The organism is Actinomadura mexicana (assembly GCF_900188105.1).
Classification (GTDB): Bacteria; Actinomycetota; Actinomycetes; order Streptosporangiales; family Streptosporangiaceae; genus Spirillospora; species Spirillospora mexicana.
In genome coordinates this window covers 96,417-122,667 of the sequence record NZ_FZNP01000019.1, presented here as the reverse complement: position 1 = coordinate 122,667, position 26,251 = coordinate 96,417, and the positions used below count along the sequence as shown (strand labels likewise).

At 74.3% G+C, this 26,251-nt stretch carries 22 protein-coding genes; 10 read left to right on the top strand and 12 right to left on the bottom strand.

The window, feature by feature from the left end:
- The first annotated feature begins 54 nt into the window (after positions 1 to 54).
- Complete coding sequence (locus CHC11_RS34560) at positions 55 to 858, top strand: SDR family NAD(P)-dependent oxidoreductase (protein WP_089316089.1); 804 nt, start codon at positions 55 to 57, stop codon at positions 856 to 858.
- A 101-nt stretch (positions 859 to 959) separates the two neighbouring features.
- Positions 960 to 1,805, top strand: a complete 846-nt coding sequence (locus tag CHC11_RS34555) for an ATP-binding cassette domain-containing protein (protein WP_089316088.1) — start codon at positions 960 to 962, stop codon at positions 1,803 to 1,805.
- On the opposite strand, the gene CHC11_RS34550 is transcribed toward CHC11_RS34555, so the two are convergent.
- Genes CHC11_RS34550 through CHC11_RS34530 form a run of 5 tightly spaced genes read right to left on the bottom strand, consistent with a single transcriptional unit; the run spans position 1,738 to position 9,604 of the window.
- On the bottom strand, positions 1,738 to 4,953 hold the full coding sequence (locus CHC11_RS34550) for an acetyl-CoA carboxylase family protein (RefSeq protein WP_089316087.1): 3,216 nt from the start codon (positions 4,951 to 4,953) through the stop codon (positions 1,738 to 1,740). The genes CHC11_RS34555 and CHC11_RS34550 overlap by 68 nt on opposite strands.
- Positions 4,954 to 4,987: 34 nt before the next feature.
- Entirely contained in the window at positions 4,988 to 6,367 is a 1,380-nt protein-coding gene (locus CHC11_RS34545; RefSeq protein WP_089316086.1) for a GH1 family beta-glucosidase, read from the bottom strand.
- Between the two features lie 28 nt (positions 6,368 to 6,395).
- The gene (locus CHC11_RS34540) at positions 6,396 to 7,274 is read right to left on the bottom strand and encodes a carbohydrate ABC transporter permease (RefSeq protein WP_089316085.1); all 879 of its coding nucleotides are present in this window, start codon (positions 7,272 to 7,274) and stop codon (positions 6,396 to 6,398) included.
- On the bottom strand, positions 7,267 to 8,289 hold the full coding sequence (locus tag CHC11_RS34535; protein WP_089316084.1) for a carbohydrate ABC transporter permease: 1,023 nt from the start codon (positions 8,287 to 8,289) through the stop codon (positions 7,267 to 7,269). Before CHC11_RS34535 ends, CHC11_RS34540 begins: the two co-directional genes overlap by 8 nt.
- Before the next feature lie 4 nt (positions 8,290 to 8,293).
- On the bottom strand, positions 8,294 to 9,604 hold the full coding sequence (locus CHC11_RS34530; protein ID WP_089316083.1) for an ABC transporter substrate-binding protein: 1,311 nt from the start codon (positions 9,602 to 9,604) through the stop codon (positions 8,294 to 8,296).
- A gap of 156 nt (positions 9,605 to 9,760) precedes the next feature.
- Between CHC11_RS34530 and CHC11_RS34525 the strand changes: the two genes are divergently transcribed.
- On the top strand, positions 9,761 to 10,993 hold the full coding sequence (locus tag CHC11_RS34525; protein ID WP_089316082.1) for an ROK family transcriptional regulator: 1,233 nt from the start codon (positions 9,761 to 9,763) through the stop codon (positions 10,991 to 10,993).
- A 25-nt stretch (positions 10,994 to 11,018) separates the two neighbouring features.
- Positions 11,019 to 11,612: a TetR/AcrR family transcriptional regulator gene (locus CHC11_RS34520; RefSeq protein WP_089316081.1), complete on the top strand. Its 594-nt coding sequence runs from the start codon at positions 11,019 to 11,021 to the stop codon at positions 11,610 to 11,612.
- A gap of 3 nt (positions 11,613 to 11,615) precedes the next feature.
- On the opposite strand, the gene CHC11_RS34515 is transcribed toward CHC11_RS34520, so the two are convergent.
- Positions 11,616 to 13,049 (bottom strand): aldehyde dehydrogenase family protein, encoded by a 1,434-nt coding sequence (locus CHC11_RS34515; RefSeq protein ID WP_218826365.1) that lies wholly within the window; start codon positions 13,047 to 13,049, stop codon positions 11,616 to 11,618.
- 161 nt (positions 13,050 to 13,210) lie between these two features.
- On the opposite strand from CHC11_RS34515, the gene CHC11_RS34510 reads away from it, so the two are divergent.
- Positions 13,211 to 14,392 (top strand): acyl-CoA dehydrogenase family protein, encoded by a 1,182-nt coding sequence (locus CHC11_RS34510; RefSeq protein WP_089316080.1) that lies wholly within the window; start codon positions 13,211 to 13,213, stop codon positions 14,390 to 14,392.
- Between the two features lie 40 nt (positions 14,393 to 14,432).
- Here CHC11_RS34510 and CHC11_RS34505 read toward each other — a convergent pair whose 3' ends face one another.
- The 3 genes from CHC11_RS34505 to CHC11_RS34495 form a co-directional block, all read right to left on the bottom strand.
- Complete coding sequence (locus CHC11_RS34505) at positions 14,433 to 15,224, bottom strand: enoyl-CoA hydratase/isomerase family protein (protein WP_089316079.1); 792 nt, start codon at positions 15,222 to 15,224, stop codon at positions 14,433 to 14,435.
- Positions 15,221 to 16,186: an alpha/beta hydrolase gene (locus CHC11_RS34500; RefSeq protein WP_089316078.1), complete on the bottom strand. Its 966-nt coding sequence runs from the start codon at positions 16,184 to 16,186 to the stop codon at positions 15,221 to 15,223. Before CHC11_RS34500 ends, CHC11_RS34505 begins: the two co-directional genes overlap by 4 nt.
- A gap of 77 nt (positions 16,187 to 16,263) precedes the next feature.
- The gene (locus tag CHC11_RS34495) at positions 16,264 to 17,013 is read right to left on the bottom strand and encodes a gamma-glutamyl-gamma-aminobutyrate hydrolase family protein (protein ID WP_089316077.1); all 750 of its coding nucleotides are present in this window, start codon (positions 17,011 to 17,013) and stop codon (positions 16,264 to 16,266) included.
- Between the two features lie 610 nt (positions 17,014 to 17,623).
- On the opposite strand from CHC11_RS34495, the gene CHC11_RS34490 reads away from it, so the two are divergent.
- Complete coding sequence (locus CHC11_RS34490; RefSeq protein WP_245920144.1) at positions 17,624 to 18,679, top strand: globin domain-containing protein; 1,056 nt, start codon at positions 17,624 to 17,626, stop codon at positions 18,677 to 18,679.
- Between the two features lie 6 nt (positions 18,680 to 18,685).
- Here CHC11_RS34490 and CHC11_RS34485 read toward each other — a convergent pair whose 3' ends face one another.
- A complete protein-coding gene (locus CHC11_RS34485; protein WP_089316075.1) occupies positions 18,686 to 19,492 on the bottom strand; it encodes a helix-turn-helix domain-containing protein in 807 nt (268 codons plus the stop codon).
- 117 nt (positions 19,493 to 19,609) lie between these two features.
- Here CHC11_RS34485 and CHC11_RS34480 point away from each other — a divergent pair, with 117 nt between their 5' ends.
- A complete protein-coding gene (locus CHC11_RS34480; protein WP_089316074.1) occupies positions 19,610 to 20,014 on the top strand; it encodes a PaaI family thioesterase in 405 nt (134 codons plus the stop codon).
- Positions 20,015 to 20,032: 18 nt separating this feature from the next.
- On the opposite strand, the gene CHC11_RS34475 is transcribed toward CHC11_RS34480, so the two are convergent.
- Positions 20,033 to 20,755, bottom strand: coding sequence for a dienelactone hydrolase family protein (locus tag CHC11_RS34475; protein WP_179279151.1), 723 nt, complete (start codon positions 20,753 to 20,755; stop codon positions 20,033 to 20,035).
- Positions 20,756 to 20,812: 57 nt separating this feature from the next.
- Positions 20,813 to 21,610 carry an FAD-dependent thymidylate synthase gene (thyX, locus tag CHC11_RS34470; RefSeq protein ID WP_089316072.1) on the bottom strand — a complete coding sequence of 266 codons (798 nt, stop codon included), beginning with the start codon at positions 21,608 to 21,610 and terminating at the stop codon, positions 20,813 to 20,815.
- A 160-nt stretch (positions 21,611 to 21,770) separates the two neighbouring features.
- Here thyX and CHC11_RS34465 point away from each other — a divergent pair, with 160 nt between their 5' ends.
- The 3 genes from CHC11_RS34465 to CHC11_RS34450 all read left to right on the top strand — a co-directional run bounded on the left by CHC11_RS34465 (position 21,771) and on the right by CHC11_RS34450 (position 26,248).
- A complete protein-coding gene (locus CHC11_RS34465) occupies positions 21,771 to 23,879 on the top strand; it encodes a molybdopterin-containing oxidoreductase family protein (protein ID WP_089316071.1) in 2,109 nt (702 codons plus the stop codon).
- Positions 23,880 to 24,398: 519 nt separating this feature from the next.
- Complete coding sequence (locus CHC11_RS34455; protein WP_089316069.1) at positions 24,399 to 24,917, top strand: DinB family protein; 519 nt, start codon at positions 24,399 to 24,401, stop codon at positions 24,915 to 24,917.
- 77 nt (positions 24,918 to 24,994) lie between these two features.
- Positions 24,995 to 26,248 carry a DUF1266 domain-containing protein gene (locus tag CHC11_RS34450; protein ID WP_089316068.1) on the top strand — a complete coding sequence of 418 codons (1,254 nt, stop codon included), beginning with the start codon at positions 24,995 to 24,997 and terminating at the stop codon, positions 26,246 to 26,248.
- Positions 26,249 to 26,251: the final 3 nt, after the last annotated feature.

The following is a 26,251-nucleotide window of genomic DNA, read 5'->3' as shown; positions in this document are numbered from 1 at the left end:
GGGTGGCGGCGCTGCGCCTTGCCCGTGGGGCCGCGGTGTGTGACGTTGGTCCGCATGGCGACTCTCACCGGACGGTCCGCTCTGGTCACGGGGGCCTCCTCGGGCATCGGCGCCGTGGTGGCGGAGGCGCTCGCCGCCGCCGGTGCGCGGGTCGGCCTGGTGGCGCGGCGCAAGGACAGGCTCGCGGAGGTGCTCTCGCGGTGCCGCGAGCACACCCCGGACTCGGCGATGTGGGCGGCCGACCTCGCCGACCTCGACGCGGTCGACGACCTCGCCGCCGAGGCCGAACGCGAGCTCGGCGGCGTCGACGTGCTGGTCAACAACGCGGGGATGCCGAAGCGGCGCCGCGTCCAGGACCTGTCCCCCGCCGAGGCCGGCGAGGTGATGCGGCTCAACTACCTGTCCCCGGTGCGGCTCACGCTGGCGCTGCTGCCCGGCATGGTCGCGCGCGGGCGCGGGCACCTGGTGGCGATGGGCTCGGTCGCGGCGCGGCTCGGCCCGCCGCACGAGGCCGCCTACTCCGCCTCCAAGGCGGCGCTCACGGCGTTCTGGGAGAGCATGGCGGTCGATCTGGACGGCACGGGCGTGGGGGTCCACGTGATCCAGCCCGCCCTCATCGCCGGGACGGAGCTGTTCGCCCTTCCCGGCAACGAGCCGCCGCTCAGCGACGTGGCGGAGGCGCTGCCGCCGCAGGAGGTGGCCGCGGCCGTGCTGGAGGTCCTGGAGAGCGGACGGTTCGAGCAGTACGTCCCGGGCTGGTTCGGCGAGATGGCCTCCGGCAAGGCCGCTGACGTCGAGGCGTTCGTCGCCGGGGTCAAGGAGTGGACCCGCGACCGGCTGGCGCCCCCGGCGCCCTGACCGTCCCGCCTTCGCCCCGGTCCGTTGCCCCCGACCGCGCGCCTCAGTAGGGTGTGGACCCGCAGTGATCCACATCACACGAGGCGCGGAGGGCGGGTGCCATGGCCGCTGCGGAGGGCCTGCGGGTGCGGGACGTGACGGTCCGCTTCGGCCCGCTGACGGCGGTCGACGGGGCGGGGCTGACCGCTCCGCCCGGCACGGTCACCGGCCTGGTCGGCCCGAGCGGCGCCGGAAAGACGACCCTGTGCGACGTGATCACGGGGCTGCGGCGCCCGGCGGCGGGCGCCGTCCTGCTGGGCGACGCCGACCTGACGCGCAGCGCGGCGCGGGAACGCGCCCGGCGCGGCATCGCCCGCACGTTCCAGCGGGCGGGCGCGGCCGGTTCGACGACCGTCCGGGACGCCGTCCAGGCCGCCGCGGCCAGGCACGCGATGACGCGCGAGCAGCCGGGGCGCACGGCGCGGGACCGGTGGCGGCGCCGCTTCGAGGCACGCCGCGACGCGGGCGCCGCCACTGACGCGCTCCTCGCCCGAATCGGCATCCAGGACCACGCGCGGAGGCCCGTCCGGGACGCGCCGCCCGGCGTCGCCGGGTTGGTGGACCTGGCGCGGGCCCTGGCCACCGAACCGGCCGTGCTCGTGCTGGACGAGCCGTGGGCGGGCCTCCCGGTGCGGCGTGCGCGGGCCCTGGAGGTCCTGCTGCGGGACCTGGCCGGGGAGGGGCTGGCGGTGCTGGTCGTGGAGGACGAGATCGAGCCGGTGCTCGGCGTCTGCGACGTCCTGCACGTCCTGGACGGCGGCAAGGTGATCGCCGCCGGGCCACCGGCGGAGGTGCGGGCCGATCCCCGCGTGCGCGACGCCTACCGCACCGGCCCGTCCGTCACCACGTGTCGATCCACGGGCGGGGACGGTCACCGGTCTGCGGGGCGGCGGCCAGCACGGCGGTGATCCAGCGCCGGGTGTCGGCGGGGTCGATGACGTCGTCCAGCTCGAACACGGTGGCCGCGTGCAGCGCCTTGCCGTGCTCGTAGGCCGCGGCGACCATCTGCTCGAACATCGCGCGCGGGTCCTCGGCGGCCTCCAGCTCCTTGCGGAACCCGAGCCGGACGGCGCCCTCCAGCCCCATGCCGCCGATCTCGCCGGTGGGCCAGGCGAGGGTCGCGAGCGGCGCCGTGAACCCGCCGCCCGCCATGGCCTGCGCGCCGAGCCCGTAGCCCTTGCGCAGCACGATCGCGACGATCGGGACGCGCAGGTTGGCGCCGATGACGAACAGGCGGCTGAAGTGCCGGACGGTGGCGGTCCGCTCGGCGTCCGGGCCGACCATGAAGCCGGGGGTGTCGCACAGGGACACCACCGGCAGGCCGTGCGCGTCGCACAGCTGCAGGAACCGGGCGGCCTTGTCCGCGGCGTCGCGGTCGATGGCGCCGCCGAGGTGCGCCGGGTTGCTGGCGATCAGGCCCATCGGGCGGCCCTCGACCCGGACCAGCGCGGTGATGATCCCGACCCCGAACGCGCGGCGCAGCTCCAGCACCGACCCGGTGTCGGCGAGGTGGGCGACGGCGCGGCGGACGTCGTAGGCGCGCAGCCGGTTCGCCGGGACGAGGTGCCGCAGGATCCGCTGGTCGTCGCAGGTCCAGCCGTCGGAGGGGCCCCGGAAGTAGGACAGGTACTGGCGGGCCGCCCGGACCGCCCCGGCCTCGTCGTCCACCACGATGTCGATGACGCCGTTCGGTTCCTGGTCGGCGACCGGGCCGATCTCCTCGGGCGTGAAGACGCCGAGGCCGCCGCCCTCGATCATGGCGGGGCCGCCCATGCCGATGTTGGCGTCCCGGGTGGCGATGATGACGTCGCAGCAGCCGAGCAGGGCCGCGTTCCCGGCGAAGCAGCGCCCGCTCGCGACGCCGACGGACGGGACGGCGCCGCTGAGCCGCCCCATCGCGTGGAACGTCGTCACGTCCAGGCCCGAGACGGTCGTGGAGTCGGTGTCGCCGGGGCGTCCCCCGCCGCCCTCGGCGAACAGCACGAGCGGCAGGCGGCGGCGGTGGGCGATGTCGAGCATGCGGTCGGTCTTGCGGTGGTTCAGGTGGCCCTGCGTCCCGGCGAGGACGGTGTAGTCGTAGGACATGACGACGGCCTGCGCGCCGTCGACGTCGCCGATGCCGCAGACCATGCCGTCGGCGGGGGTGCGCTCGATGAGGTCGTCGAGGGAGCGGCGCCGCCGCTGCGCGGCGATGACGAGGGCGCCGTACTCGACGAACGTGCCGGCGTCGCACAGGTCGTCGATGTTCTCCCGCGCGGTGCGGCGGCCGCGCGCGTGCCGCCCGGCCACCGCCTCGGGGCGGGCCGCGTCGAGTCCGATCTCGTGCCGGCGCAGCGTCTCGGCGAGGTCGGCGCGGATCAGGTCGAGGTCGGCCGCCTGGTCCTCGGCGGCGTGATCGCCGCCTCCCTCGGCGGGCTCGGTGAACAGCAGCGGCGCGCCCGCGGCGACGGTGTCGCCGGGCGCGGCGGCCAGGGCCCGGACGATGCCCGCCTCTCCCGCGCGGACGACGTGCTCCATCTTCATCGCTTCGAGGATCAACACCGGCGCCCCGGCCCGGACGAGGTCGCCCTCGGCCACCTCGACGCTCACGACCGTCCCCTGCGTCGGCGCGGGGACGGCGACCGTGCCGGGCGGCGCGTCCGGGACGGCCGCGGGCTCGCGCCCGGCAGTGCTCCGGGCCGTCTCGACGTAGTACCGGCGGTGCTCGCTGTCCAGCAGCTCGGGCAGGTGGTCGGCGATGAACGACGTGCCGGCGCCGCCGGAGGTGAAGCCGGGGTGGCGCAGCACGCCCTGCAGCAGCGCGATGCTCGTCGCCACGCCCGCGATCTCGAACTCGCCGAGGGCGCCGTGCGCGCGGGCGGCGGCGGACGGCAGGTCCTCCGCGCGGGCGATGACCTTGGCGAGCAGCGGGTCGTAGCGCGGGCTCGTGCGGAGGCCGGCGTACCCGTGGGTGTCGACGCGGACGCCGGGCCCGGACGGCGGCGCGAACGCGGTGAGCGTCCCGGCGCTCGGGCGGGGCGCGCCGTCCGCGCCGATCGTCTCGGCGTTGACCCGCACCTGGACGGCGCAGCCGGACGCCCGCGGCGGCGCGGCCAGGCCCACCCCGGCGAGGTCCTCCCCCAGCGCCAGCCTGATCTGCGCCTTCACCAGGTCGACGCCGGTGATCTCCTCGGTCACGGTGTGCTCGACCTGGAGCCGGGGGTTGGCCTCCAGGAACCAGAACGCCTCGCCGTCGACGAGGAACTCGAAGGTGCCGAGGCCCTCGTAGCGGACCCGGGCCGCCATGCGCAGAGCGGCGTCCAGCAGCGCGTCCCTGACGCCTTCGGGCAGCGCGGGCGCGGGGGCGATCTCGATCAGCTTCTGGTGGCGGCGCTGGACGCTGCAGTCGCGCTCCCACAGGTGGGTGGCGGCCCCGGAGCCGTCGCCCGCGACCTGGACCTCGATGTGGCGGGCCCGCGGCACGTACTTCTCGGCGTACAGCTCGCCGCCGCCGAAGGAGGCGAGCGCCTCCGACCGGCACCGCTCGTAGGCGTCCGCCACGGCGGCGGGGCCGGTGACGACGCGCATGCCGCGCCCGCCGCCGCCCGCGAGCGCCTTGATCACGACGGTGCCGTGCTCGCGCGCGAAGGCCTCGGCCTCGGCGAGGCCCGCCGCGCCCGGCGTGCCGGGCGTCACGGGCACGCCCGCCTCCCGCGCCAGGCCGCGCGCCCTGGTCTTGTCGCCGAACAGCTCCAGCAGCTCCGGGCGCGGGCCGACGAAGGCCAGCCCGGCCGCGGCGCAGCCGGCGGCGAAGCCCGCGTTCTCGCTCAGGAAGCCGTAGCCGGGGTGGACGGCCGTGGCGCCGGCGTCCTTCGCGGCGGCGATGAGCGCGTCCGCGTCGAGGTATCCGGCGGCGCCTTCGCCGGGCAGGACGCGCGTCTCGTCGGCGCGCCGGGCGTGCGGCGAGGCGGCGTCGTCGCGGGTGTGCACGGCGACCGTCCGCAGGCCCAGTTCGGACGCGGCCCGGACGACCCGCAGCGCGATCTCTCCCCGGTTGGCCACAAGGATCCCGCCCACCCGGCCTCCTCACCTCGCCTGAGCCGGTCGGCCCTCACTCTAGAGAGCGGGCCGCCAGGGGCCGCGCCCGGAGGTCGCGGTGCGCGCGGATGATCTCGGCGTACCGGCGCCCGCTGTCCTTGACGCGGCGTTCCTGTGTGGCGAAGTCGACGTGCACGAGCCCGAACCGCTGCGCGTACCCGTAGGCCCACTCGAAGTTGTCCAGCAGCGACCAGGCGAAGTAGCCGTCCAGGGGGACGCCCGCGCGGATCGCCGACGCGCACGCCGACAGGTGCGCCTCCAGGTAGGCGGCGCGCTCGGCGTCGTGGACGGCCCCGCCGGGCGCCACCGTGTCGGCGTAGGCGGCGCCGTTCTCGGTGACCATGATGCTGCGCGGCGCGTAGTCCTCGGTGACGCGGACGAGGATCTTCGCCAGCCGGTCCGGGTGGATCTCCCAGTCCATGCCGGTGCGCGGCGTTCCCGCCGGGGTGATCTGCCGGGTGTGCGGCGGCGGGCCGCCGGGGTCGGCGACGGTGACGGACCGGCGGTAGTAGTTGACGCCGAGCCAGTCCAGCGGCGCGGCGATCGCCTCCAGGTCGCCGGGCCGCACCGGCGGCTCCACCCCGTACACCTCGATCATGTCGGCGGGCAGCCCGCGGCCGTGGATCGGGTCGAGCCACCAGCGGTTGTGGTGGCCGTCCTCGCGCCGGGCCGCCGCCGCGTCCGCCTCGCCTGCACCGCCCGGCTCGCAGTCGGTGAGCAGGTTGACGATGCCCACGCGGGCGCCGGGGGCGGCCGCGCGCACGGCCTGGACGCCGAGGCCGTGTGCCAGCAGCAGGTGGTAGGCGGCGGGCACGGCCGCGCGGATGTCGGCGACGCCTGGCGCCATGGTCCCCTGCAGGTGCCCGATCCAGGCCGCGCACACCGGCTCGTTGAGGGTGGCCCACGACGTGACGCGGTCGCCGAGCGCCGCGGCGACGACGGAGGCGTACTCGGCGAACCGCTCGGCGGTGTCGCGGGACGGCCAGCCGCCGCGGTCCTGCAGTGCCTGCGGCAGGTCCCAGTGGTACAGGGTCGGGTGGGGCTCGATCCCGGCCGCGAGCAGGGCGTCGACGAGCCGGTCGTAGAAGGCGAGGCCGGCCGCGTTGACCGGGCCGCCGCCGGCGGGCAGCACCCGCGGCCAGGCGATCGAGAACCGGTAGGCGCGCAGCCCGAGCTCCGCCATCAGCGCGATGTCCGCGGGCCAGCGGTGGTAGTGGTCGCAGGCGGTGTCGCCGGTGTCGCCCCCGGCGATCGCGCCCGGGACGCGGCAGAACGCGTCCCAGATGGAGGGGGCGCGGCCGTCCTCCGCGACGGCCCCCTCGACCTGGTAGGCGGAGGTGGCCGCCCCCCAGGCGAAGTCGGGGGCGAACGCGGTCAGGTCGTCGATGGGCACGGGTCTCCCTCGGGTTCGTCGAGACGGGTCACTTGACGGAGCCGGCGGTCAGCCCGGCCACCAGGAAGCGCTGGAGCAGCAGGAACCCGGCGACGACGGGGACGCTCACCACGAGGGAGGCGGCCATCACCTGGTTCCAGTAGACCTCGTGCTGCGTGGAGTAGCCCTGCAGTCCGATCGCGAGGGTGCGGGTCTGGTCGTTGGTCATCACCGAGGCGAACAGGACCTCGCCCCAGGCCGTCATGAACGCGTAGACGGTCACCGCGACGATGCCGGGCAGCGACGCCGGGACGATCACCCGCAGCAGCGCGCCGACCGGGCCGCAGCCGTCCACCCGGGCCGCCTCGTCCAGTTCCCGCGGGATCGACTCGAAGTAGCCGGCGAGTATCCAGATCGAGAACGGCAGCGAGAACGTCAGGTAGGTGAGGATGAGCGCGCCCCGGCTGCCGTAGAGGGCGACGCCGGTCGCGTTCCCCGCGTTCACGAAGATCAGGAACAGCGGGAGCAGGAACAGGATCCCCGGGAACATCTGCGTGGACAGCACCGTCACCGTGAACGCCCGGCGGCCGGCGAACCGGTACCGGCTGACGGCGTACGCCGCCCCGATCGCGATCGCCACGGACGCCAGCGTCGCGCCGCCCGCCACGATCACGCTGTTGGCGAAGTAGCGGGCCAGCGGAACGGTCGACCACATGTCAATGTAGGGGCGGACCGTCGGCTGCGACGGGAGCCACCGGAACCGGCGCTGCACGTCCTCCAGCGGCTTCAGCGACGAGCTGGCCATCGCGTAGACCGGGAGGAGGGTGAACGCGGCCAGCAGGGCCAGCACGATCCGCCGCGTCCAGACGAACGAGGCGGGCGGGTCGGTCGGCGCCCGGCCCCTGCGGACGGGACGCGGGTCAGCCATGCGCGGGCCTCCTCCTCGACGTGGCGAGCAGGTACGCCACCGTGGCCAGCAGCAGGAACAGCAGGAGCAGCACCGACATCGCCGAGCCCGTCCCGAAGTTCCAGGTGACGAACGAGGCGTGGTAGATGTGCACCGAGACCAGGTCTCCGCCCTCCGGCGCGGCCCTGCCGAACAGGACGAACGGCGTGTTGAAGTCGTTGAAGGTCCACAGGAACAGCACCAGGACGAGCACCTGGTTGACGGGCCGCAGCGCCGGCAGCGTGATGTGCCGGATCTGCCGCCACACGCCCGCGCCGTCCAGCGCGGAGGCCTCGTACAGGTCGCGGGAGACGCTCTGCATCCCGGCGGTCAGCACCAGGAAGGCGAACGGCCACGACCGCCACACGACGACGGTGACCAGCGCCCAGAAGCTGTTGCCGCCGATCAGCCAGAACGGCCGGTCCCCGCCGGTCAGGTGCAGCTGGTCGGCCAGCACGTGGTTCACCAGGCCGTTGTCGCGCTGGAACATGAACGCCCAGGTCATCACGGCGGCGTAGACCGGCAGCGCGTACGGGACGAGGAAGAGCGCGCGCAGCGGCCCGCGTCCCCGGAAGCGGTCCTGCATGAGGATCGCCGCCGCGGCGCCGAACAGCCACGACAGTGCGACCGCCAGGAGTGTGACGGCGAGCGTGACCAGGAACGAGCGCAGCAGGTCCGCGCCGATCGCGCCGTCGGCGTCCACCGCGACGCGGTAGTTGCCGAGTCCCTTGCCGGGCGCCTTCGACCAGTCGCGGATGTAGAAGAGGGTGAGCTCCTTGAAGCTCATCCAGACCCCGACGGCGATCGGCACCACGTGGACGATCAGCTCGGCGACGACCGCGGGCGCGAGCAGCAGGTACGGCAGCGCGCCCGCAGGCAGCCGCGGCCGCCTCCCGCGCGCCCTCCCGGCGGGCCCCCGCCCGCCGGGTCCGGTCTCCTCCGGCCGCGCCGTCCCCCCGGCGGAGACGGCGGCGGCCGACACGTCGGCGGAGGCCATCCGGCTACCCGCCCATCTGCTGCTGGGCGGCGGTGAGCCGCTCCCGCACCCTGGCCTCGGTGATCGGGCGCCCGGCGGCGGCGTCGGCGAACAGCTCCTTCATGGCGGTGCCGACGGCCGTCTCGAACTGGCTCTCCTGCGGCACCTGCGGCAGCGGCGCCGCGCTCGTGGCGAGGACGCCCTTGAAGACCTTGAGGTCGGCCGTGTCGAAGGCCGGGTCGCTCTGCGCGGAGACGACCGAGGGCAGCGACCCGTACGCCCTGTTGAGGATCTTCTGCTCCTCGTCGCCGGTCATGAACTTCACGAACTTCAGCGCGCCGTCGCGGTTGCCGGTGCTCTTGAAGACCGCGATGTTGATGCCGGCGACCATGGAGGTGACGTTCCGGCCGCCCGGCGGCGCGGGGGACGGCCTCGGGGTCGGCACGACGCCCCAGTCGCCGGGCTTCATGCCGAGGTTGGTGAGCCCGCTGGTGGTGGCCTGCCACAGCAGCATCGCGGCCTTGCCGGTGGCGAAGTCGTTCAGCGACTGGTTGGCCGAGTACTCGGCGTTGCCCGGCGCGGCGATCCTCTCCTTGCCGAGCAGGTCGACGTAGGACTTGACCGCCGCGACGGCCTGCGGGGTGGCGAACTGCGGCCTGCCGTCCGGGGTGAAGAAGTCGGCGCCGTACATCTGGCCCAGGGTGAACGCCTGGTGGACGTTCTCGGGGATGCTGGCGCCCTCGATCGCGATGCCGTACCTGCCGTCCCCGGTGAGCCTGCGGCCGGCGTCGACGAGTTCCTGCCACGTCCCGGGCGGGTCCAGGTCCGCGTCCGCGAACATCTTCTTGTTGTAGTAGAGGCCGTAGGCGAGGGAGTAGAGCGGGACGGCGGCAGGATCCTTGCCCCGGGCGCCCGCGGCGGCGAGCGCGGCGGGCACGAACCGCCCCGCGCCGCCGACCTCGGCCATCGCCGCGGAATCGAAGGGCAGCAGGCCGCCGGTGGCCTGCAGCGACGCCGACCAGGTGTTGCCGATGTTGAGCACGTCCGGCCCCTGGCCGGAGGTGGTGGCGGCGAGGATGCGGTTGAGCAGGTCGGTCCAGGGGACGACCTCCAGCTTCACCCTGATGCCGGTCTGCTTCTCGAACTTGGCCAGCTCGGGGTCCAGCACCTTCCGGTCGGCCGCGAGGTCGGTGCCCTGGTTGCTGGCCCAGTAGGTCAGCGTCTTCGGGTCGCCGTTCCCGCCGCCGGACGTGGTGCCGCCGCCGCAGCCCGCCGCGGCGGCGGCCAGGAGCCCGGCCGCGAGGACGGCGAGGGCCCGCGAGGGGGTAGGACGCATCGGCTCGACCTTCCGATCAGGTGACGGGGGTCACTCGGAGAGTTAGATCACACCTTATTTCACGCCGTGATCTAAGCAGTGACATAATGGCGGGGTCAAGACCTGAGAACCTGCGGGGGACGCGGCCCGGCCCGGGCCGCGGGATGAGGGGGGCCGATGCCGGAACGGCGCCGGAGGACCGTGCGCGACCTGCGCCGCACCAACCGGTCGGTGCTGCTGAGGCGGCTGTACTTCGACGGGCCGCTCAGCCGCCAGGACCTGGCCCGCGAGACCGGCCTCAGCCCCGCGTCGGTCAGCAACGTGGTCAGCGAGCTGATCGAGGCCGGGCTCGTCGTGGAGGCGGGCAGCGTCGAGTCCGACGGCGGGCGGCCGCGCGTGCTGCTGAAGACCGCGGCCGGTTACGGCCACCTCGTCGGCGTGGACGTCGGCGAGACGCGGGTGATGGTCGAGCTGTTCGACCTGGAGCTGACCCAGCTCGCCAAGGCCGACCTGCCCCTCGGCGACGGCGGCCACGACGAGCGCGCCGTCGTCCGGCACATCCTGGACGGCCTGCCGGCGGTGATCGAGGGCGCGTCGGTCGACCCGGCGTCGATCATCGGTGTCGGCGTCGGCGTCCCCGGCGTGATCGAGCACGGCCCGGAGGCCGTCGTGCACTGCCAGACCATCGGCTGGGACGGCGTGCCGCTGGAGCGGATGCTGCGCGAGGGCACCCGCCTGCCGCTGTTCGTGGACAACGGCGCGACGTCGCTCGGCCAGGCGGAGATGTGGTTCGGCGCCGGACGCGGGCATCGGGGCGCCGTCGTCGCCCTGATCGGATCCGGCGTCGGCGCGGCCGTGATGATCGACGGCTCGCCGTACCGGGGCGCGGCCGGCAGCGCGGGCGAGTGGGGCCACACGACGTCCCGGGTCGGCGGCGCGCCCTGCCGGTGCGGGTCCCGCGGCTGCCTGGAGTCCTATGTCGGCGCGACCGCTCTGCTGGAACGCTACAGGGCCGCGGGCGGCCCGGCCGGGACGGACGAGGAGGCCGCCCTCGCCGGGCTGCTGGCCGACCCGTCCGAGGCGGCGGCCGCCCTGCGCGAGGACATCGCCGAACACCTCGGCGCGGGCATCGCCGACCTGGTCAACCTGTTCAGCCCGGAGAAGATCATCATCGGCGGCTGGGCGGGGCTGCTGATCGGCGGCCGGATGCTGGACCGGATCGTCGCGGCCACCGCCGCCTACGCGCTGCGCCAGCCGTTCGCGCAGACCTCGATCGAGCTGTGCCACCTCGGGCCGGAGGCGGTCGCCGTGGGCGCGGCCACCCTCCCGCTCGCGCACCTGCTCGACGGCGGCGACCCGGCGGTCTCGCGATGGCCCGGCGGCGGCCCGCGGGGGATAATGGCGTACTGACCAGCTTCCTGGAGGGCGACGACACATGGGCACCGCCGGCCGTTCCGTGCGCGAATCCCTGCTGGACGCCGCCGCGGACCTCCTGGTGGAGCGCGGCTACCGGGCCGTCCGGATGCGGGACGTCGCGTCCGCCGCCGGGGTGAGCCGGCAGACCGTCTACAACGAGTTCGGCGACAAGTGGGGCCTCGCGCAGGCGGTCGTGATCCGCGACAACGAGCGCTACCTCGACGGCATCGACGCGGTGCTGTCCGAGCACGCCGACCTGTACTCGGCGGTGGTCGCCGCGGTCACGTTCACGCTGGAGACCTCCGCCGACGACCAGCTGAAGAAGGCGGTGCTGACGGGCGCGGGCGGCGACGAGATGCTGCCGCTGCTCACCACGCAGGCCGAGCCGGTGCTGTTCTCCGCCAGCGCCCGCATCGCCGAGCACGCCCTGCGCCAGTGGCCGGATCTGGACCGCGCCGCGCTCACCGAGATCGCCGACGCGGCCGTGCGCCTGACGATGAGCCACATCATGCTCCCGTCGGGGCCCCCGGAGGTCTTCGCCCACTTCGTCGCCCGCATGGTGACCGCCTACATGGCCGCCCCCGCGGGACCCCGCGGCCCGGGCGCCGGGTGAGGCTCAGGGGATGGCGGCCTGGACGTGGACGACCTTGACGGCCGTCATCTCGTCCAGGAGCTCGGGGCCGTAGCCGAATCCGCGGCCGCTGGCGCGGCGCGGGGCCGCGGCGCCTCCCGGGGCGCCGCCGAACACCGCGTTGATCTTCACGGTGCCGGCCTCCAGCGTGCGCCAGGCGGCCTGGGCGTGCGCCATGTCGCGGGTGAGGACGGTCGCCGCGAGGCCGTAGCGGGAGCGGTTCGCGGCCTCCAGCGCCTGCTCGAATCCGGCCACGGTGCGGACGGGGGCGACGGGGCCGAAGGTCTCCTCCGCCATGATCGCCATGTGGTCGGCGCAGCCCGCGAGGACGGTCGCCGGATAGAAGCAGCCGGGGCCTTCGGGCAGGCGCGCGCCGGTCAGCGCCCGCGCCCCGTCCGCGAGGGCCTTCTCCACCTGCTGGTGGACCCTGGTGCGGTGGCGCTCGTCGACGAGGGGACCGAGCTCGGTGGACGGCTCGGCGCCCGGCCCCGTGCGCAGGTGCCGGGCGCGGGCGGCGAGCGCGTCCAGGAACGGCTCGGCGACGGCCTCGTGCACGTAGACGCGCTCGACCGAGGTGCAGATCTGCCCGGCGTTGGCGAAGCACCCGAGGGCGGCCTGCTCGGCGGCCCAGGACGGGTCCACCCCGGCGTCCACGATCAGCGGGTCGGCGCCGCCGTTCTCCAGCACGGTCCTCGCCCCGGTCCGTGCGGCCAGCTCGGCGATGCGGCGGCCGGCGCGGGTGGAGCCGACGTGCGCGACGACGTCCGCGCCCGCGTGCCCGGCGAGGGCCTCGCCGACCGCACCGCCGCCGGTGACCATGTTCAACACACCGTCCGGCAGGCACCCGGCGACCAGCTCGGCGAGCATCGCGCCGGTGTGGGGCGTGCGCTCGGACGGCTTGTGGACGACGGCGTTGCCCACCGCCACGGCTGCGCCGACCAGGCCGCAGGCGATCGCCACCGGATCGTTCCACGGCGTGATCGCCGCGACGACGCCCCACGGCTCGCGGACCATGAAGTCGGCGGCGTCCCGTCCGCCCTGGAGGCTGCGCCCGCCGTGCAGCCGCCCCAGCTCGGCGTACTGGCGCAGGGTGCCGATCCCGGCCTCCACGCCGCCGAGCGCGTCACCGGTCGGCTTGCCCATCTCCGCCGTCACCAGGGCGGCCAGCTCGTCCATGCGCTCCTCGACCGCGCGCGCGGCCGCGTGCAGGGCCGCGCCCCGTTCGGCCGCCGGCGTGGCCGCCCAGCCGGGCGCGGCGCCGCGGGCCGCCGCCACGGCCGTGTCCACGTCCGCCACCGAGGAGGCGGCCACCACGCCCAGCGGCTCGCCGGTGGCCGGATCGGTCACCGTGAACGTCCCGTCGCCGGTGCCCTGGATCCACCGCCCGCCAGCCAGCATCCACCTGTCGCGTGGCCGCATGGCCTCCCCCTCCCGTGTCGGCTCCCCCAGGCCGGGCCCCATGCCGAGGTCCCCATGTCGCCTACCCGGGGAGAGGCGCTTCAATGACCCACCCCGCGTCAGTGAGCACTTACTCGCGTCGGCTACCGTGAGCGCACGCGAGAACGTGCGAGGGAGGCGCGATGGACTTCGATCTGCCGGAGGGCGCGGCCGCGGTGCGCGAGGGCGTGCTGGCGGTCGCCGGGAAGTACGACCAGGACTACTGGGGCCGGTGCGACGCGGACAAGCGCTGGCCGGAGGAGGTCTGGCGGGAGCTGGTCGACGGCGGCTGGCACAGCCTGGCGATCCCCGAGGAGTACGGCGGCGGGGGCCAGGGGCTGCTGGAGCTGGCGGTGGCCCTGGAGGCGCTCGCCGAGGGAGGGGCGGGCGGCGCCGCGTCCTTCATGTACCTGCTGACGCCCGCCTTCGGCGGCCTCACCGTCGCCAGGCACGGCACCGCGGAGCAGAAGCGCGAGCTGCTGCCGAAGATCGCCTCCGGCGAGGTCGAGACGTGCTTCGCCATCACCGAGCCGGACGCGGGCAGCAACGCCATCGCGATCTCCACCCAGGCGCGCCGCGACGGCGACTCCTTCGTCGTCAGCGGCCAGAAGATCTGGATCTCCGGCGTCGAGCGCGCCGACTTCCTCGTCCTGGTCACCCGGACGATCCCGGCCGCCCAGGCCCGCCCCCGCACCGCCGGCTTCACCGTCCTGCTGGTGGACGTGAAAGAGGCCGTGGCCGCGGGCACGCTGACCTACCGGCCGATCCCGAAGCTCGGCACCAACACCGTCGCCTCCAGCATGGTCTTCCTGGACGGCGTGCGCGTGCCCGCCGACCGTGTCCTCGGCGACCCCGACCAGGGTTTCGCCGTCCTGTGGGACATCCTCAACCCCGAGCGGATCCTGGCCGCCGCGGGCGGCGTCGGGTCCGGCGGCCTGGTGCTGAGGATCGCCTGCGAGTACGCCGGCGAGCGCGCCCCGTTCGGCACGCCGATCGGGGCGAACCAGGCCGTCGCGTTCCCGCTCGCGCGGATCAAGGCGCAACTGGAACTGGCCCGGTTGATGACCTACAAGGCCGCCTGGCTGTGGGACCGCGGCCGGCCCTGCGGCTCGGAGGCCAACATCGCCAAGCTCACGGCGGCGGACGCGGCCTGGCAGGCGGCCGACCGGGCGTTCCAGACCTACGGCGGCATGGCGTACTCACTGGAGTACCCGGTCGCCCGGATGTTCCGCGACGCCCGCATCGCCAAGAACATCCCGGTCGCCGAGGAGCTCGTCCTGGCCCACATCGCCCAGCACGAACTGGGACTCCCCAAGTCGTACTGAGCCGGGCCGCGCGGGGCGCGCGGGACGCGCCGGCGGCGCCTCAGCCGAACCGGGGCGGGCGCTTCTCCCGGATCGCCGCGACGCCCTCGCGCACGTCCGGGCCGGTGAACCCGAAGAACTCCATCGCCAGGGACGCGTCGAACGTCGGCCCGGCGAGGCGCAGCCAGTTGTTCAGCGCGTGCTTGGTCAGCGACAGCGCCTCGGTGGGCCCGGCGGCGAGCCGGCCGGCGATCTCCAGTGCGCGCTCGTGCACCCGAGCGTCGTCCACGCACAGCGAGACCAGGCCGATCCGCTCGGCCTCCTCGCCGGTGAGGACGTCGTTGAGCAGCAGGTAGTACTTGGCCTTCGCGAGCCCGCACAGCAGCGGCCACACGATCGCCGCGTGGTCGCCGGCCGCGACGCCCAGCCGCGTGTGCCCGTCGATTATCTTCGCGGTGCGGCCCGCGACGGAGACGTCGGCCAGCAGCGCGACCGCGAGCCCGGCGCCCACCGCCGGGCCCTGGACGGCGCTGACCACGGGCTTGGAGCAGTTCAGCACGTTCATCACGATGTCGCGGGCTTCGCGCATGATCCGGCGGCGGGCGGCGTGGTCGGTCATCATCTCCTCGATCATGGCGAGGTCGCCGCCGGCGGAGAACGCCGTCCCCTCCCCCCGCACGAGCACCACGCGCGCCTCGTCGTCGGCGTCGGCGTCCCGCCAGATCTCCGCCAGCTCGCGGTGCCCTGTGGTGTCGACCGCGTTCAGCTTGCCCGGCGTGCTGATGGTGACCCGCAGCACCCCCTCCGCCGCCCAGTCGATCTTCAGCTGCTCGTACGCGTCGTACCGCGTCATGCCGCACTCCCCTGCCGCGAGTGGTCGTCGAATGCCGCGCGCAATCGTCGCACGGCGAACTCCACCGCCTCGGCGCCGGCGTCGAAGATCTCGGGCAGCAGGAAGAAGGAGTGCACGACGCCGTCGTAGCGGCGCAGCTCGACCGGCACGCCGGCCGCGGCGAGGCGGCGCGCGTAGCCCTCGGCCTCGTCGCGCAGGATGTCGCACTCGGCGGTGATCACGGTGGCGGGCGCGGCGCCGGCCAGGTCCGGGGCGCGCAGCGGGGCGAGCCGGGGGTCGGCCGGGTCGGCGCCGTCCCGGTAGAGGTCCATGAACCGGGCGAGCGACCCGGCGTCCAGCCCGTAGCCCGTCCCGTACTCCCGCCAGCTCGGGGTGTCCTTCGCCGTGTCGGTCACCGGGTAGACGAGCAGCTGGTGGGCGAGGGGGACTCCGGCGTCCCTGGCCAGCAGCGCGGCGACGGCGGCGAGGTTCCCGCCGGCGCTGTCGCCGGCGACCGCCAAGGCCCCGCTCAGCACGCCGTACCGGCCTGGCTCGCGCGCCACCGAGGACACCACGGCCCAGGCGTCGTCCACCGCCGCGGGGAACGGGTGCTCGGGGGCCAGCCGGTAGCCGACGTTCAGCACGGCGCACCCCGCCGCGGCCGCCAGGTCGCGGCAGAAGGCGTCCACGTTGTCGACGCCGCCGAGCACCCACCCCCCGCCGTGCAGGTACACGACGGCCGGCAGGGGCCCCCGCTCGGGCGGCGCCGGGCGGTACAGGCGCACCGGCACGGGCCCCCCTGGGCCCGGCACCTCGACGTCGCGGACACGCGGAAGCTCACGCCGCACGACCGGGAAGGCCGCGCCGATCCGCTCCCGCATCTCCGCGATCGTGGGCTCGGGGGGCCCGTCCCGCCCCGGAGGTGCGGCGGTCCACGAGGCGAGCTGCTCCAGAAAGCTCACGGTCTGCGGGTGCAGGGGCATGCGGCGGCCTCCGGGGGGACATCGGCGGAAATCCACCCCCTCGGCCTGCCCGGTGACCCGGCCGCCAATCCCCTGCGTCAGCGTCCGGCGGCCGCGGCGACGAGGGCCTCGAACAGCCGCCTGTCGTCGCCCTCCTCGGGGTGCCACTGCACCGCGAGCCCGAAACGGTGGCCCTGCAGCTCCAGCGCCTCCACCACCTGGTCCTCGGTCCAGGCGACGGCGGTCAGGCCCTTGCCGAGGCGGCCCACCGCCTGATGGTGGTAGGTGGGGACGTCGGACGAGGGGCCGAGGATCCTGCCGATCCGGCTCCCCTCGCCGATCCGCACGCGGTGCGAGCCGACGAGCCCGGCCTCCGGGGCATGCCCCCTGTGGCCGACCGCCTCCGGCAGGTGCTGGACGAGGGCGCCGCCGCGCGCGACGTTCAGCACCTGCATGCCCCGGCAGATCGCCAGGAACGGCAGGTCGGCGTCGACGGCGGCGCGGGCCAGGGCCAGCTCGAACCGGTCGCGCTGCGGCTGCGGCGGCCCGGTCTCGAAGTGCCGGACGGCGCCGTACAGCTCCGGGTCGAGATCGCCGCCACCCGCCAGGACGACGCCGTCCAGGCGGGAGACGAGGGTGTCCAGCCCGCGCAGGGTCGCGGCCGGGGGCAGCAGGACCGGGACGCCGCCGGCCCGCTCGACCGAGCGCGCGTACGGCACGGGCAGCAGTGCGGCCTCGCGCACCCAGACCCCCCAGCGGGCCGGCTCCTGGTATGTGGTGATGCCGATGAGCGGCGGCCCGCCCTCACCGGCCGCCGGATGCGGCGCTCCGCGCGCGGCTCCTGACATGCGTGCTCCCCCCTGTGCTGGACACCGGCCTGGGCGGCCGCCGACACGGGTGATCTGCCTGCCGGCCGCACGTCACCGTGCGTCACCCGCCTCCTCGTGCCGTCCGCCCCCGGCCCTGCTCCCGGTCAGCTTGCCGCACGGCGCGGATCTCCGCCGTCGGAAGTGGCGAGATCGGCGCACCGCGGTGCCGGGGGCGGTGCCCGGCTCCCGGAACGGCGCGGAGCAGGAAACGCCGAGAAATTCTGAAATCTTCTTCTCTGATGCAGGTTCTTCCTCCCCTTCCGGATGGTTCTTCCCGAACGTTCCCTCCCCGATCGGATACCGATCAGTATGCGTTGACCGTCCCACTTACCGTGTGTCACACGGAATTGACAGGCCATTACGCTGAGTAGCGATCTTGCATCTCTGCGGGAGCGATCGATTGAACACCTGCGGAGATTGATGAGAGAATCTCACCAACTCGGGCAGCAAGCACGCCCGGATCGTCCGTGAGCCCTGCCGTCCGACCGCCGAAAACAGCCCTGTGGGGAGGCGAGCCGACCGAATGTCACCGGAAACTCGCGTTATCAAAGAATGCTTCGCACGCCTTGAGGCCGATCCCGTGGGCGCCATGCGCTATTTCTACGGCCGCCTTTTCGCGGCGCGGCCGCGGCTGCGCACCCTGTTCCCACCCGCGATGGACGGCCAGCACGACCGGTTCTTCCACGCGCTCAGCCGGATCGTGTGGAGCCAGGACAACCCCGAGGATCTCGCCCGCCACCTGGAGGGCCTCGGCCGAGGCCACCGCAAGTACGGGGTGCTTCGCGAGCACTATCCGGCCGTCGAGGAGGCCCTGACCGCGACGCTGCGCGCCTTCGCCGCCGACGTCTGGACGGCCGAGGCGGAGGCCGCCTGGCGCGCCGCCTACCGCGCCGCGGCCGACGCCATGGCCGGCGCCGCGGAGCGGGACGCCGTGGACGCCCCGCCGTGGTGGGTCGCCGAGGTCGTGCGGCACGAACGCCGCGCCTTCGACCTCGCCGTCCTCACGCTGCGCCCCGAGCGGCTCATGCCGTTCGCGCCCGGGCAGCACGTGAGCGTGCAGGCGGCCCGCTGGCCCCGGGTCTGGCGGCCGTACTCGATCGCGAACGCGCCCCGCCCGGACGGGACGGTCTGCCTGCACGTCCGGGCCCGCCCCGCCGGATGGGTGAGCGGCGCGCTGGTCCGGCACACCGGTCCGGGCGACAGCGTGCTGCTGGGCCCGCCGGACGGCGCGATGACCCTCGACCCCGACTCGGATCGCCCGCTGCTGCTGATCGGCGGCGGCACCGGCCTGGCCCCCGTGAAGGCGCTGGCCGAGCAGGCACTCGCCTCCGGCACGGGCCGCGACGTCCTGCTCGTCGTCGCCTCCCGCACCGAGAGCGCCCTCTACGACCTTCCCGCGCTGCGGCAACTGGAGGCCGCCCACACCCGGCTCCAGGTCGTCCCCGTGGTGTCACGCGAGCCCGCGGCCGGCGCCCTCACCGGCCGCGTGCCGGACGTCCTGCCCCAACTCCTGGACGGGGCCGGCGGCCACGACGCCTACGTGGCCGGGCCCGCCCCGCTCGTCCGCGCGACGGTCACCGCCCTGCAGCGGCTCGGCGTGCCGCTGACGCGCGTCCACCACGACCTGCTCACGGCCGGGGACTGACGCCCGTCACCAGCCGGCGCGCTCCCGCAGGAACTCGGTCGTCTTCGCGTCCGCCGGGTAGAACGACTCGATCGCCAGTTCCGCCACCGTGATGTCGACCGGCGTCCCGAAGGTCGCGATCGTGCTGAAGAACGACAGTTCCCGGCCGTCCACCCGCATCCGCAGCGGAACGAAGACCTCGTGGTTCGCGGGCGGGGCGATCGCCTCCCCCACGTCGCCGGGGAAGCTCCGCAACTCCCTGTACAGCTGGGCGAGCGCCGCGTCCGCGGTCAACGCCACATGCCGCCGGACCCGGTCGATCATGTGGGCGCGCCACTCCGCCAGGTTCAGGATGTTCTTCGCCATCCCGTCCGGGTGCATGCTGAGCCGCAGCACGTTCAGCGGCGGCTCCAGCAGCTCCGGCGGCGCGCCCTCCATGAAGAACGCGGCCGCGCCGTTGGCGTCGATCAGGTTCCAGAACCGGTCCACGACCACCGCCGGATAGGGCTCGTGGCCCGCCAGCACCTGCCGGAGCGCCGCACGGACCGTGTCCATCTTCGGTTCCTCGATCGGCGTCTCGTCGAACACCGGCGCGTACCCGGCCGCCACGAGCAGCAGGTTGCGGTCGCGCAGCGGCACGTCCAGGTGCTCGGCCAGCCGCAGCACCATCTCCCGGCTCGGCGCCGAGCGCCCCGTCTCCACGAAGCTCAGGTGCCGCGTCGACACGTCCGCCTCCGACGCCAGCTCCAGCTGGCTCAGCCGGCGCCGCTGCCGCCAGGCACGAAGCTGGTCCCCGATCGGGCGCACGTCGCTCAACCCCGTCGTCATCGTCATCACGCAACGACGGTAGCGGCTTCCAGGTCAAGCCCACGATTACGTGCGGGGTAATGGACGCCGTGAGGCCGCGGCGGCCAGGGTGGGAGCCGACCACCCCCCGTCTTAGGAGGCCCCATGACGACCGAGCTCACCCCCGGCCAGCTGACCGACGCCATGCCGTTCGCCCGCGCGCTCGGCATGGAGATCGACGCCGCGGGCCCCGAGGAGGTCGCCGGCCACCTGGAATGGGCCCCCGACCGCTGCACCGCCGGCGGCCTCATGCACGGCGGCGCGCTCATGGCCCTGGCCGACACGCTCGGCGCGGCGTGCGCGTTCCTCAACCTCCCGCCGGACACCTCCACCTCGACGCTGGAGTCCAAGACCAACTTCTTCCGCGGGGTCAGGGAGGGGCGCGTCCGGGGCGTCTCCCGTCCGCTGCACACCGGTCGGACCTCGATCGTCGTCCAGACCGACCTCTTCGACGCGACCGGGCGGCGTGTCGCCCAGGTGACCCAGACCCAGGCCGTGCTCCGCCCCTGATCCCGCCGGCCGGCGGCTTTACGTTGTAGATCTTTCAGCGAGGTGCTCGGCAAAGAACGCGAGGATGCGCTCCCAGCCGTCCGGGGCGTGCTCGCGGCCCTTCCCGAACCCCATGACGATCCTCGCGATCGGGCCGAGCGGGGGCGGCGGCGTGAGGCCGGTGAGGAACCCGTGCCCGGTCCCCGGGTACTCCTTCACGTCATGCGGCACGCCGGCCGCCGTGAGGGCGCGCTCCAGCTTGCCGGCCGCCCCCCGCAGCGACGGGTCGGCGGCGCCGTAACTGCCGACGATCGGGCACGCGCCCCGCAGGGACTCCTCCGGCCGGCGGGGCAGGATCCCGTAGTTGGCCGCGGCGGCCTGGAAGTCGTACTTCGCCGCCGCGACCAGCGCGAACCCGCCGCCCATGCAGAACCCGCACACCCCGACACCGCCGGCGCAGTCGTCCCGGCCGGCGAGCCATGCGCGGGCCGCCTCGATGTGGTCGTAGGTCGGCCCGCGCTGGGCGCGCATGTCGCGCATCGCCTTGGCGACGCAGCGCACCCAGGGCGCCCCGTCGTAGAGGTCGGGCAGGACGGCGAGGTACCCGTGGGCGGCGAACCGGTCGGCCTGGGCGCGCATGTCGTCGTTCGCGCCCATCGCCTCGAACACGATCACGACGCCCGGCCAGGGGCCCTCCCCCTCGGGGACGGCGAGGTAGCCCGGCAGCTCGCGGGCGCCCACCGGAATGGAGATGTCAGACATAGCGTCCAACTATTCCCCAGTCGGACCGGGTGCGCCCAGGCCCAAGGTGGCGCGGGATCAGACCTTGCGCCACCGCGGCACCCAGGAGCCGTCCTCGACGACGTAGTCGCCGAACAGGTCCGGGGCCTCCGCCCGCATCACCTCGCCGATCTTGCTGAAGAGCAGCCGGATCTCCTCCTCGGCGCCGGGCGCGGTGCGGTTCTCCAGGGTGTGGCGCAGGGTGCGGACGTTGGCCGTCCAGACCAGGCCGGTGCCGACGCCCTCGGGGGCGAAGCGGCGCATGAACGAGGTCTTGTGCTTCTTCTCCTTGAACGGCACGCCCTCGTCGTCCAGACCGAAGTGGTCGGCCATCCACCCCTGGAACTCCTCCATCTGCTCCAGCATGGCGGTGGCGCGCTTCATCAGCTCGGGGTCCTCGCGGGCCCACTCCGGGAACCAGAACGGGATGTCCTGCAGCCGGACGAACCGCAGCGACTCCTGCGAGATGGCCACGCCCGGGCGGTGCCGGACGAGCTCGTGGGTCAGCACCCGGCTCACGTTGTGCAGGACGAAGCTGAAGCTGACGTGCTCCAGCACCGAGCCGTGCAGGCTGCGCAGGATGTTCTCCAGGTACTGGCCCGAGTCGGTGCGGATCTTGGTGACATTGGGGTTGAGGCCCGGCTCCCAGGAGCGGTAGCAGAGCCGGCCCGCGAACTCGGCGAGGTTCTGCGGGTCGTTCAGCTCGTCGTCGAGCTCGCCCCGGTCGAGCCGCTCCAGCCAGCCCTCCCCGCCCACGTCCCGCAGGTACCGGGCGACCTCGTCGTAGTCCAGTTCGGGCCGCGCAACGAGGAACACCTCGGGCTCGACGCTCTTCACTCTCGTTCCCCCTACGGGTCGTTTCCGTCGCCCCTTAGGAAACCACCCCGGCACCCCGGCCGCGACCCGGGGGCTCGGCCTTCGGGGTAATGAACGTCCTGGATGACGCTCATGGTGTCGTGCCCCACACTGGAGAGGTTCGTCCAGCTGGGGAGGTTCTATGCCATCGGAACTGACAGTGCTCGGGGCCTGCCCGCTGGACTGCCCCGACGGCTGCTCGTGGGTGGTCACCGTGCGGGACGGGGCGGCGGTCCGGCTGCGCGGCAACCCCGACCACCCGTACACGCGCGGGGCGCTGTGCGCGAAGGTGAACCGGTGGCTGGAGCGCGCCGCCCAGCCGGACCGCATCCTGTACCCGCTGCGCCGGGTGGGCGCCAAGGGCGAGGGCCGGTTCGAGCGCATCGGTTGGGACGAGGCGCTCGGCGAGATCGCCGCGCGGCTGGAGGACGTCGCCCGGGAGCACGGCGGCGAGGCGATCTGGCCCTACTGGGGGACGGGCACGCTCGGCTACCTGCAGGGCCTCGAAGGGTACTCCGGCCGCCGGTTCTTCAACGTGCTCGGAGCCTCGGCCCATGACGCGAACATCTGCTCGGCGGCGGGCAGCGCCGGGATGGCCGAGGCGGTCGGCTCACCGGGGGGCATGGACCCCGAGGACCTCGCGCACGCCCGGCTCGTCCTGCTGTGGGGCACCAATCCCCTGACCAGCGGCCATCACGTGTGGAAGTTCGTGCAGGACGCGCGGAGGGCGGGCGCGCACCTGGTGGCGATCGACCCGGTGCTGACGCGGACGGCGCGGCAGGCCGACGAGCACCTGGCGCCCCTGCCCGGAACGGACGGGGCCCTCGCGCTCGGCCTGCTCCACGTCATCGTGGGCCTCGATGCGCAGGACGCGGACTTCCTGGCCCGCGGCACGCTCGGATGGGAGGAGTTCCGGGACCGGATCGCCGAGTACCCGCCGGACCGGGCCGCGCGTATCACCGGCGTCCCGGCGGACCGCATCGTCGCGCTCGGCGAGCGCATCGCCCGCACCCGCCCCACCGCGATCCGCGCGACGCAGGGTCTCCAGCGGCACTCCGGCGGCGGGGCCGCCCTGCGGATGATCGCCGCCATCCCCGCCGTGACCGGCGACTGGGCACGGCGCGGCGGCGGGGTCGCGTTCTCCACGTCCGGCCACGTGAAGCTGGACAAGGCCGCGCTGTGGCGCGACGACCTGCGCCCCCGCCCGGTGCGGACGCTGTCGATGAGCCGGCTCGGCGAGGGCCTGCTGGACGTCCGGGAACCGCCGGTCAAGGCCCTGTTCGTCATCGCGGCGAACCCGGCGGGCAGCACCCCGCACCAGAACAAGGTGCGCCGGGGCCTGGCCCGCGACGACCTGTTCACCGTGGTCATGGAGCAGTTCCCGACCGACACCGTGGACTACGCCGACATCGTGCTGCCCGCGACGGCGCAGCACGAGCACACCGACCTGCACGAGGGCTACGGCCACCTGTACCTCACCTGGAACGAGCCGGCGGTGGCACCGCCCGGGGAGTGCCTGCCGACGACCGAGACCTTCCGCCGCCTGGCGCGCCGGATGGGCCTGCAAGAGCCGGCCCTCTACGACTCCGACGAGAGCCTCGCCGAACAACTGCTCGCGTCGGACCACCCGTGGATGGCGGGCGTCACGCTGGACCGGCTCCGCAAGGAGGGGTTCGTGCGCATGTCGGTCCCGGACCCGTTCCTGCCGTACGCCGACGGCTTCCCCACCCCGTCGGGACGGTTCGAGTTCCGCTCCGCCGCCGGGCTGGCCGGATACGTCCCACCCGGTGAGGTCGCCGACGAGGAGCGGGCCGAGAAGTACCCGCTCGCCCTGGTCTCGGCGGCGCCGCACGAGTTCCTCAACACCCAGTTCGCCAACAACCCCGAGCTGCGGCGCCGCTCGGGCGGCCTCACCGTCCGCCTCCACGAGGACGACGCGAAGGCGCGGGGCCTGAGCGACGGGCAGCGGGTCGCCGTCGGCAACGACCGGGGCGCGTTCGAGGCCGTCCTGAAGATCACCGACGAGGTCCGTCCCGGCGTCGCGGCGACCGCCAAGGGCCACTGGGCCAAGCTCTCCGGCGGCTCCAACGCCAACGCCGTGGTCGACGAGCGCGACACCGACCTCGGCGGCGGCCCCGTCTTCCACGACACCCGCGTGGAGATCACCGCCCTAGCGGCGCCACCGCGCCTGGCCGGGCCCCTTGCAGGTGTAGACCCGGCCGTTGGCGGTGCCGGCCGCTCCGGCGGGTGAGCAGAACGCGCCCGGATGGACGATGCGCGCCCGCGGGCGCGCAGTGGTCCGCCTCGGCCGGGGCGTCCTGTGCACCGACGGCTTCGGCTCGACCTTGCGAACGGTGGGCCTGCTGGTCGGGCCGCTCCGGCGCGTCGGGACGGCGGTCGACGGGGACGGCGCCGGAGAGGAGGACGCCGGCTTGGAAGGCGCCGCGCGACCGGACGCCAACTTCCCGGTGGAGGCCACGGGAGACGGCGGAGCGGTCGGACCCGCGGCGCTCCCGATCCCCATGCCGACCGCGCATCCGCCGAGTCCGCCGAAGAGCAGGCACGCGCCGGCGATGACCGCCACAACGGGGCCGGTCAAGCCGCTGCGCGGCGCCGGCGGACGGGGGGAGCGTGGCGGAACTGGCTGTGAGTACATCGGCGGCTCCTGGTCAAGAACGTACCGATGTGACGTGTCCCCCTCCGTGGGAGTTGACCGGCGGAAGCGTAATCCCGTGGATTCCCGGGTGCCCGTCGGCAAGGATTCGCTCCCATGACATGGACTGCGCCCGCGGTGAATCGCGGCGATTTCCCTTTCGGAGACGACGAGGGTGCGTCTCTGGAGGCGTATCTGGACTTCCACCGCGCCACCTTGCTGCTCAAGTGCGGCGGGTTGACCGGTGAACAGCTCGCATCAAGGCCGCTGCCGAGCACGAGCCTGACGTTGCTCGGCCTTGTCCGGCACCTTGCGGAGAACGAGCGGTGGTGGTTCCGCCGCAATTTCGACAAGCAGGCCGCGCTGGGTGACCTGTACTGCTCGCAGGAGCATCCCGACGGGGACTTCGACCTCGGCAACGCTGCCGGAGCCCGAGAGGACTTCGCCGTCTACACCAGGGAAGTCGAACTGGCCCGGCAGGTCACACTGGGCAGGTCACTGGGCGAGGAATTCCCAGGAAGAACCCGCAACCTGACCCTGCGCTGGGTCTACCTCCACATGCTCGAAGAATACGCACGCCACAACGGCCACGCCGACCTCCTGCGCGAAGCCATCGACGGCCGCACCGGAGAATAGGGCACCAGCGAAACGGCTTCGCGGGAGGACGGGTGACGAGATCTTTGCGGGCGGTACGGTGTGGCCTGGAGGGATCGATGACGCTACAGACCGATACCGCCGCCGTGCTCGACCGCGCCCGGAAGTACGAGCGGCAGGGCCGGGCCGAGGAGGCCGCGGCCGCCTACGCCGATGCCGCCGAGGCCATGGAGGCGCGCGGCGACCGGGCGTCGGCCGCGGCGGCGCGGGCGCGGTACGCGCGGGCGCTCGCCGCCGCGGGGAGGACCGGCGAGGCGCAGCGCGTCCTCGACGTCCTCGACCGGGCGGCCGCCTCGATGCCGGCCGGGGTCCGGGCGGGGCTGGACGCCCAGGCGGCGCACGTCCTGGCCGCCGCGGGCCGGACGGGTGAGGCCGCACGGCGCGCCTGGGCCGCGATGTCGGGGTTCGGGTCGCTGCGGGATCCCAAGCGCGCCGGCTCCGCGGGCGTGCACGCCGCGCGGCTGATCCTGCAGGACGCGGGCCCGCGCGGCGCGCTGCGGCCGCTGCGCGAGCTGGTGGCGCAGATGCCGCCCGGCGGCGAGGCGTACCGGCAGGTCGCCGAGCTGCTCGCGGAGGCCGAGCGGCGCCCCGACCGCGACCACGACATCCTCGTCACCGACCCCGGCAGCGCCGCGTGGGGACGGCTCGCAGCGGCCCTCGCCGTCGGCGCCCATCTGGCCGTCGGGAACGGCGTCGCCTGGAACAGGCTCACCGACCACGAGAGCACCCGCGACGACCGGGTGCTGCTGGAGCGCGACTGGGGCATCACCGACTCCGGGGGCTGGCGCGAGCAGGTGGACGCGCTACTCGACGCCCGCAACAGCGACCCGGCGATCCAGATGGTGCTCGACCGGCGCGGCAGGGGCACCGACAGGCGGGCCTGGCAGGACGCGATCGTCGCCTGGTGCGGCGAGCGCGACATCTCCGAGCAGACCGTCCGGGAGGTCGTGGAGCTGTCCGAGGCGGTCCTGCGCTACGAGGCGCGGTTCCGGGCGGACGGCCTGCTCCCGCCCGACGGCCGGGTCGAGAGCGTCTACGGCTACGACTTCGGGCGCGCGGTGAACATGGCCCGCTGGGGCCTGAACGCCGGGTACTGCGACGCCGAGGAGGCCGAGAAGTGCGTCCTCACGGCGGGGCACCGGGCCCACCAGGTGTACGCCTCGTGGCACGGGTTCTCGGCCGGGTACGTCCTCGGCCGGATGCTGCGGTTCGACGAGGGCGAGTTCGGCGAATGGTACGAACGCTCCCTCACCGGCCACCGCGTCCTCGCCGAGGACCCGGGCAGCCCGTGGCGGCGCATGGCCTGGGGCTGACCG